Origin of the sequence: Arthrobacter agilis, assembly GCF_002953615.1 — a bacterium.
Classification (GTDB): domain Bacteria; phylum Actinomycetota; class Actinomycetes; order Actinomycetales; family Micrococcaceae; genus Arthrobacter_D; species Arthrobacter_D agilis_B.
Map to the genome: position 1 here is coordinate 2,420,493 of NZ_CP024915.1, position 8,386 is coordinate 2,428,878.

Here is an 8,386-nt window from a genome sequence, read left to right on the forward strand (position 1 = left end):
CCGCCACTACGAGATCGGCGGCGGCACCGGTGGCTACACCGATACGACGAACACCACCGACACCACCAGCGGTGTCGGGCAGCGCGATCGCGATGTCGACATCGACACCACGTCCGGACGCCACTCCGGCGTGACCGATACGGGCACGGACACCTACGCGGGCACCGATCGCGGCACCGGCCGGGACACCGTGGGACATGACACCTCCGGACCCACCACGGACGACGCGATGACCCTCTCCGAGGAGCAGCTGCACGTCGGCACGGAGACCCGCGAAGCCGGCCGCGCCCGTCTGCGCAAGTACGTGGTCACCGAGAACGTCACCCAGACCGTTCCCGTCAGCCACGAAGAAGTCCGCCTGGAGCGCGAGCCCATCACGGACGCCAATCGCGACGACGCCTACAGTGGCCCGGCGATCAGCGAAGAGGAGCACGAAGTGACGCTCCACGCCGAGCGCCCCGTCGTCGAGAAGGAAGCGGTCCCCGTGGAGCGCGTCCGCCTCGACAAGGAGACCGTCACCACCAACGAGACGGTCAGCAGTGACGTCCGCAAGGAAGAGATCGAGGTCGACGGCGCAGACGACACGCGCCGAGGCGACACCCGTCGGGGAGACAACCTCTAAGCGAGCCTCGAGATCCACGAAGGGCCCGGGGCGTGTCTCCGGGCCCTTCGTCGTCCCCGGCACGCCCCTCGCCCCGAACCACCAGGAGCGAAGGGAATCCCCTGGACCACCCGATGATAAGCCTGCTGTCTATTTGGGGTGAAGTTGTCTACAGTAAGTAGTAGGAACAAGCGCATCCACCGCGTACAACCGAGGGGAAGGACACGCAATCGTGCCGGAGTTGAACGATTGGTCGACCAGCCGCCTGCTAACGACCGCGGCCCGCATCGTCGAGCACTCGTGGAACGAGAAGCTCCTGAGCATCGGCATCACGCACGCCGGACTGACCACGCTCGGAGTCCTCGAGCGGGAAGGCACGCTCACGGGCGTGCGTCTGGCCCAGCTCGTCCACGTGCAGGCGCAGACGGTCGGGCGCACCCTCGACCGCCTGGAGAAGCGCGGCCTCGTGACGAGGCTCCGCAACACCGCTGACCGCCGCAGTCAGCGCATCACCATCACATCAGCAGGCATGAAGGCGCTCGAGCGTGCCAAGAACATCGAGCACGAGCTGATGGCCGAGGACGGACTCGCGTCGGAAGACCTGCGCGACCGCCTGAAGACCGTCATCAACGAACTCGGGCCCAAGAAGGACTAGTAGCCCCCGCCGTCCGCCGCCATGTTGTTGAAGCGCGAGTAGTGGCCCTGGAACCCGACGACAAGGGTCTTGGTGGGGCCATTACGATGCTTGGCGACGATGACATCGGCCTCGCCGGCACGCGCTGACTCCTTGTCGTACACATCGTCCCTGTGCAGCAGGATCACCATGTCGGCATCCTGCTCGATCGAACCGGACTCGCGGAGGTCGGACACCTGGGGACGCTTGTCCGTGCGCTGCTCCGAGCCTCGGTTCAGCTGTGACAGTGCCACCACCGGAACATTCAGCTCCTTGGCCAGCAGCTTGAGGGCACGCGAGAATTCCGACACCTCCTGCTGACGGGACTCGACACGCTTGCCCGACGACATCAGCTGCAGGTAGTCCAGCACCACGAGCTTGAGATCGTGCCGCTGCTTCAGGCGGCGGCATTTCGCACGGATCTCCATCAGCGACATGTTCGGGCTGTCGTCGATGAACAACGGTGCATCGTTCATCCGGCCCATCGTGGTCGCGATCTTGCCCCACTGCTCGTCCTTAATCGTTCCCTTGCGGAGGTCCTGGAGCCCGATCGTGGCCTCGGCGGAGAGGAGGCGCATCGCGATCTCGTTGCGCCCCATCTCGAGCGAGAAGAACACCGTGGTCATGTTGTGCTTGATGGCGGCCGAGCGGGCCCAGTCCAGTGCGAAGGTCGACTTACCCATGGCGGGGCGCGCGGCGACAACGATCATTTGACCGCCATGGAGACCCTGGGTCAGCTCGTCGAGTTCGTAGAACCCGGTGGGGACGCCGGTCATGCCCTCTCCGCGATGACCCGCGGACTCGATCTCGTCCACCGTCCCCTCGATGATGTCCTTCAGCGCGACGTAGTCCTCCGCGGTGCGCCGCTCGGCGACCGCGTAGACCTCGGCCTGCGCGGCATTCACGAGGTCGTCCACCTCGCCGTCGTTGGAGTACCCGAGCTGGACGATCTTCGTGCCGGCATCGACGAGACGCCGCAGGACGGCGCGCTCCCGGACGATCTCCGCGTAGAACCCGGCATTGGCCGCCGTCGGGACGGACTGGATCAGCGTGTGGAGATAGGCCGGGCCACCGATGCGCGAGATCTCCCCGCGCTTCGTGAGCTCGTCGGACACCGTCACGGCGTCCGCTGGCTCCCCGCGCCCGTAGAGATCGATGATCGCCTCGTAGATGCTCTCGTGGGCGGGACGGTAGAAGTCCAGCCCCCGGAGCACCTCGACGCAGTCGGCGATGGCGTCCTTGGAAAGCATCATCCCGCCCAGGACGGACTGCTCGGCGACGAGATCCTGGGGAGGGGTACGCGAGAAGTCCGGCGTACGAGTGTCCGATGAAGTATCTGCATGTGCCAGGGACACTGAAGGGCCTTTCTCCTGCTGTCAAAGCGGTGGTCGCCGCAGCGGTCACCGGATGCCCGGGGTGGGTCTGACAGGTCAGGCCTATCACCCGTCACCCTCACTATTGGGAATCACCCGCTACGGTAGCCCTCTCTGCGGAGGGAGCAAAGCGCTATCCCAACAGGGGCTGTGGGTAACGGGACTTAAGCTGTGGATTACGCGGCGCATCTTGTGCACAGGATGGGGAGAACCCTGTGGACAACAATAATTCTCGTCAGCAATAGGGCCTCTGACCTGCGGAAACGTTATCCCCGGCCTGTGGATCTGAGGGAATATCAGGAGGTGCTCCGTCCACAGGGTCGCTGTTGACAAGGTGCCCGACAGCACTTCCCGATGTCCCTCCAAGGGACATATCCCCAGCCGGTCACGGAGGCGTCGGCCGGAATCCGCACCAGCGCGCGCCGGACCGGGCGTCCATGCCGGTAGCCGTACCCAATAGTCCGCTGCCGGTCCCCGGGGAGTAGCCGCCTCGCCGTCCATGAGCCCTTCATGCCGCTGCCGCCATGTCTTGCGTAGGTGCTCGGACAGTCCTTCCAGGGCAGCGGAGGACGGCGCGGAGCGCCCGGGACGGTCGCACTCGCGAGGCAGGCGCGGGGGTGCTCGGGCAGGGCGCCACTGCCTCCAACGACAGGAAGCCCCCGCTTCCGCGGGGGCTTCCTGGTGGATCCGTTTCGCTGGCGCTAGCTTGCGACGACGTCCAGGTCGATCACAGCTGCCACGTCCTCGTGCAGACGGACGTTGGCCTGGTACGAACCGACCGACTTGATGTGAGCCGGGAGTTCGACCTTGCGCTTGTCGATCTTGCCGAGACCGGCGGCCTCGACGGCCTTGGCGACGTCGTCGGCCTTGATCGTGCCGAACAGGCGGCCGGAGCCACCAGCCTTCACGGTCAGGGTGACGGGCTTGGCCGACAGTGCGGCGGCCTGGCGCTGGGCGTCCTCGAGCGATGCGTGCTCGCGGGCGGAACGGGCAGCCTTGATCGACTCGACCTGCTTCTCGCCACCCTTGCTCCACATCAGGGCGAAACCGCGGGGCAGAAGGTAGTTACGTGCGTAACCGTTCTTCACCTCGACGACGTCGCCTGCAGCACCGAGACCGGTGACTTCCTGGGTCAGAATGAGCTTCGACATAGTGTGTGTCCCTTTCCCTAGCCGCGGCCGGCGCCGGAGTACGGCAGGAGAGCGACTTCGCGGGCGTTCTTGATTGCCTGGGCGATCTTGCGCTGCTCCTGCACGGTCACACCGGTGACGCGACGGGCACGGATCTTTCCGCGATCGGAAATGAACTTACGCAGCAGGGCTACGTCCTTGTAGTCGATGACGGTGACGTCAGCGGCCTTCAAGGGGTTGGACTTTGGTTTGGGCTTACGGAGTTCAGCCTTAGCCATCGTGGTGCTCCTTTTTCTGTTGGAGCCCGCAGAACGATTCTGCGGGATGGGAACTGCCAGTCACAGGAGTGACTGCGGCAGGGGTCCCGGGAACGGGACCCTGCTGCCTAGAAGGGAGGCTCGGAGTCGGGGCCGTTGCCCCAGCCCTGCGAATTCCCGCCCGAGGGTGCACCCCAGGGGTCTTCCGCCGGCTGTTGGGCCTGCTGGCCTCCACCCCAGCCCGAACCGGAGTTCGAGCCGCCGGAGTTACCGCCGAAGCCGCCACCGGAGTTACCACCGGAGTTGCCGCCGTTCCCGCCGCCGGAGCGCTGGGTACGGGTGACCTTCGCGGACGCATAGCGCAGGGACGGACCGATCTCGTCCACCTCGAGCTCCATGACGGTGCGCTTTTCGCCTTCTTTGGTGTCGTACGAACGTGACTTGAGTCGGCCCTGGGCAACCACGCGGGTTCCCTTGGTCAGGGTCTCGGCGACGTTCTCCGCGGCTTCACGCCATACCGATGCTCGGAGGAACAGCGTTTCGCCGTCCTTCCAGTCATTGGTCTGGCGATCGAACGTACGAGGAGTGGACGCGATGGTGAAGTTGGCAACCGCCGATCCCGACGGCGTGAACCGGAGCTCGGGATCGTTGGTGAGGTTGCCGATCACCGTGATGACTGTTTCGCCTGCCATGGTGCCTCCTTGAGTTCCTACCCGCCGGAGCGGGATGGATGGATGAGGGATCTGCCGAGACTACTCGGCGGAAACCTTCTGCTCCTCGGGGCGGATGATCTTGGTGCGCATGATCGTCTCGTTGAGGCTCAGCTGGCGGTCGAGCTCGGAAGCCACGGCCGGGGTCGCGGTGAAGTTGACGACGGCATAGATGCCCTCGGTCTTCTTCTGGATCTCGTACGCAAGGCGCCGACGTCCCCAGATATCCACCTTGTCCACGGTGCCGCCGCCGTTGCGGACGACATTCAGGAACTTCTCGAGTGTTGGGTCGATGGAGCGTTCCTCGACGTCGGGGTCGATGATTACCATCAATTCATATGCACGCATGTGTGAACCCACCTCCTCTGGGCTGAACGGTCGCGGTCTTTCCGCAACAGGAGGTTCTTTAGCGTTGATCCGGCCGCCGTCAGCGGTATTTACCGCCGACCGGCTGTGGCACGGACGTATCAATGTTACCGGACGATCCTCCGCGGACGAACACCAGCCCTACAGGCCGCCGCGGAAGAAGGCCGCGGTGGCCTTCGCGAGGTGACCGGGATCCTCGACGCCGCACAGTTCACGCGCCGAGTGCATGGACAGCAGTGGCGTCCCGACGTCGACCGTGCGGATACCGAGGCGTGTCGCTGTGAGGGGACCGATGGTGGAGCCGCACGGCATGACGTTGTTGGAGACGAACTCCTGGTACGGCACACCGCTCGCCCGGCACAGTGCGGCCCAGTAGGCGGCGCCCGGTGCATCCGTGGTGTACCGCTGGTTGGCGTTGATCTTGAGCAGTGGTCCCCGGTTGAGCACGGGCAGGTTCGCGGGATCGTGCCGCTCCGCGTAGTTGGGGTGGACCGCATGGCCGGCGTCCGCCGACACACAGAACGACGACGCGAGGGCACGCAGGCGCTCCTCCGTACCGGCCCCGAGTCCGAGTGAGATGCGCAGGAGGACGTCCTCGAGGAAAGGACCGCTGGCGCCCGAGCGGGAGCCGCTGCCCACCTCCTCGTGGTCGAAGGCCGCCAGGACCGCGATGGGCCCGTCGGAAGGACCACCGGCAGCGTCGATCAGCGCCGTGAGCCCGGCATGCACGGACGAGAGGTTGTCGAGTCGCCCGGACGCGAGGAATTCCCCCTGCGCGCCGAAGACACGCGGTTCCTGGGTGTCGGCGACGACGACGTCGAAGCCGCCGATGTCGTGCGGATCGATGCCCGCCCGGGCGGCGAGCAGTCCGAGGAGGTCGGCCTCCGCCGGGTCGCCGAGGCCCCACACGGGGTTCATGTGCCGCTGCTTGTCGAGCGCCAGCCCGTCATTGACGGCTCGATCCAGATGGATCGCGAGTTGCGCGAACCGCAGCAACGGCCCGGTGGACACCAGGTGCTCGCTACCGTCGTGCAGCGTCAGGCGGCCCGCGAGCGCGAGTTCCCGATCGAGCCACGAGTTCAGCAGCGGGCCTCCGTAGACCTCGACCCCGGCCTGCAGCCAACCGTGTCTTCCCGTGGTGGGCTTCGGCTTGAGTTTGAACGACGGCGAATCGGTGTGGGCGCCGAGGATGGAGAACGGCGTCGTGGGGCTGGCGTCGTCGGGGACGGACCATGCGATCAGCGCGCCGTCCCGGATGACGTAGAAGCGACCTGCACCGCCCTCCCAGGCGTCCTGCTCCGTCTGCCGGCGGAATCCTGCGGCGGCGAGCCGTTGGCCGGCCTCTGCCACGGCGTGGAAGCTCGACGGGGACGCCGCCACATAGGCGCCGAGGTCCTGGATGTGCTCTGGAGTGCTCATCCTCCGATTCAATCAGACCCTGGTCGCAGCACCCCGGCGGATCGCTGCGCCGGGCGATGCCCGTGGCCTGTCGGCCACCGCCCGTTCCTGCAGTGATCGCGCGGTACCACGTAGGAAACGGGACGGGGAACGAGTATCAGAGGGGAAGGTCGGGTACTGGATACCGTGTCTCCGCGCAACCGATCTCCGTAGATTCTGGACGTCACCCCCACGTTCCCTTCAGGTCTCCAGGAGTAGCCTTGCGCGATATCAACGCGACATCAGTCCTCATCCGCCGCGTTGCGAGCGCCGTCATCCTGCCGGGAGTCCTGACCAGCATGCTGGTCCTCGCCCCGCAGGCGTCGGCCGAGTCCGCCCCTGTAGCGGGCATCTGCAACGGTGTGACCAACCAGCTCGCACACCGCGGGAACGCGCAGCCGAATCTGCTCAAGGCCGCGGCGAAGCAGAACGCGGAGCGGATCGCGACGCTGACCGCCGAGCGGACCGCGCTTGTCACCACGCAGAACTCCCTGACCGCGCAGGTGACGACAGCCGAGACCGAGATCGCCGCACTGGACGCGCGGTACGCCACACTGGTCGGGCAGATCGACTCGGTGACGATGTCGCTGACCAGGCTGGAGGCGGACAAGACGACGATGACGGCGGCGATCGCGGCAGCGAACACCGAGCTGACGGCGCTGCAGGGGCAGAAGACGGCGCTGGTGGACCAGGTCACGCCGCTGCAGGCGCAGCTCACCGCTGCACGGACCGAGCTCGCCGGCCTCGACACGAGCAGGACCCGGGCTCTCGCCGACAAGGCGGCCCAGGAGGCCGACCTGGCCGCTGCCAGGGCCCGCCTGGACGGCGCGACCGCCGCGGCGACGACGGCGCAGACCACGGTCGACGGCCAGGTCGCCGCGATCGAGAAGGGCACCGAGGAGCTGGCCGTTCTGGTCGCCCGGGGCGACGCGGCGCAGGCGCTGGTGGATGCGGCGGAGAAGAAGCTGGCGGATGCGCGGCTCGCACTGCCGGTGCTGGAGACCGCGGCCAGGACTGCTGACACCGATGCCGCCGGGGCGACCGCCACGGTGGTCAGGTCCGAGGAGAACCTGCGCCTGGCCGAGCAGAGCGTCACGACGCTCACCCAGCAGATCGGCACCATCGAGGCCGGCCTCCCGGTGCTGCAGGCGGAGATCGCGGGTCTGCAGGGTGACATCACCACCAGGACCGCGGAGATCTCCGCGAAGCAGAAGGAGATTGCCGCCGCCTCCGCGACGCCCGTCGCCGACGCCGCCGCGCTGCGGACGCAGCTCGCCACCCTCGAGGCCGAGCTCGCAGCGATCAAGGGCAACGCGGACAAGAAGAAGCAGGAGCTGAACGCCGCGATCACCGCCAAGAAGACGGAGATCGCCGCCGCGGAGCTGGCCGCCGCGAACAAGACCGCGCTGATCACCGCCCTGAACGGTGACCTGACCACGCTGCAGGGTCAGCTCGCGACGCTGAACTCGTCGCTGTCGGCGAAGCAGCAGGAGAGCAGCAATCTCCAGCAGCAGCTGCCCGGCCTGCAGACCAGCCTGGCCGGGGCCAACGGGCAGGTCACCTCGGCCGCCGACTCGCTGGCCGACGCCAACGCCGCCCGGGCCGCGGCGAACACCGCCCTGACCGACGCCGACGCTGCCGTCACCGCGAAGAAGACGGAGCTCGCGGCTCTGGAGGCCGCGCTTCCGGGCCTGACCGGGGACGTGACCACGGCGAAGGCAGAGATCGTGCAGAAGCAGGCTGAGCTCGAGGCCCTCGAGGACGCTCTCCCCGGCCTGCAGGCAACCCTCACCGCAGCCGACTCCGCGGTGACCAAGGAGACTCCACCTGGATGGACCC

At 66.9% G+C, this 8,386-nt stretch carries 9 protein-coding genes; 3 read left to right on the forward strand and 6 right to left on the reverse strand.

Annotated elements, in window-relative coordinates:
- Window positions 1-622 (forward strand): YsnF/AvaK domain-containing protein (locus CVO76_RS11805; RefSeq protein WP_244185928.1); only part of this gene is annotated, 622 nt, incomplete at its 5' end.
- A gap of 211 nt (window positions 623-833) precedes the next feature.
- The gene (locus CVO76_RS11810) at window positions 834-1,256 is read left to right on the forward strand and encodes a MarR family winged helix-turn-helix transcriptional regulator (RefSeq protein WP_244185929.1); all 423 of its coding nucleotides are present in this window, start codon (window positions 834-836) and stop codon (window positions 1,254-1,256) included.
- On the opposite strand, the gene dnaB is transcribed toward CVO76_RS11810, so the two are convergent.
- The 6 genes from dnaB to CVO76_RS11840 all read right to left on the reverse strand — a co-directional run bounded on the left by dnaB (window position 1,253) and on the right by CVO76_RS11840 (window position 6,529).
- Entirely contained in the window at window positions 1,253-2,629 is a 1,377-nt protein-coding gene (gene dnaB / locus CVO76_RS11815; RefSeq protein ID WP_133079958.1) for a replicative DNA helicase, read from the reverse strand. The two genes, CVO76_RS11810 and dnaB, sit on opposite strands and share 4 nt — an antisense overlap.
- Before the next feature lie 719 nt (window positions 2,630-3,348).
- A complete protein-coding gene (gene rplI, locus CVO76_RS11820; RefSeq protein ID WP_133079959.1) occupies window positions 3,349-3,798 on the reverse strand; it encodes a 50S ribosomal protein L9 in 450 nt (149 codons plus the stop codon).
- A 17-nt stretch (window positions 3,799-3,815) separates the two neighbouring features.
- Window positions 3,816-4,055 (reverse strand): 30S ribosomal protein S18, encoded by a 240-nt coding sequence (gene rpsR / locus CVO76_RS11825; protein ID WP_005273147.1) that lies wholly within the window; start codon window positions 4,053-4,055, stop codon window positions 3,816-3,818.
- 107 nt (window positions 4,056-4,162) lie between these two features.
- The gene (locus CVO76_RS11830; protein ID WP_133079960.1) at window positions 4,163-4,726 is read right to left on the reverse strand and encodes a single-stranded DNA-binding protein; all 564 of its coding nucleotides are present in this window, start codon (window positions 4,724-4,726) and stop codon (window positions 4,163-4,165) included.
- Between the two features lie 60 nt (window positions 4,727-4,786).
- Window positions 4,787-5,092: a 30S ribosomal protein S6 gene (rpsF, locus tag CVO76_RS11835; protein ID WP_043442549.1), complete on the reverse strand. Its 306-nt coding sequence runs from the start codon at window positions 5,090-5,092 to the stop codon at window positions 4,787-4,789.
- A gap of 159 nt (window positions 5,093-5,251) precedes the next feature.
- A complete protein-coding gene (locus tag CVO76_RS11840; protein ID WP_208739387.1) occupies window positions 5,252-6,529 on the reverse strand; it encodes a M18 family aminopeptidase in 1,278 nt (425 codons plus the stop codon).
- Window positions 6,530-6,768: 239 nt separating this feature from the next.
- Between CVO76_RS11840 and CVO76_RS11845 the strand changes: the two genes are divergently transcribed.
- Window positions 6,769-8,386: chromosome segregation ATPase (locus CVO76_RS11845; RefSeq protein ID WP_208739388.1), on the forward strand; the 1,618-nt coding region annotated here is incomplete at its 3' end.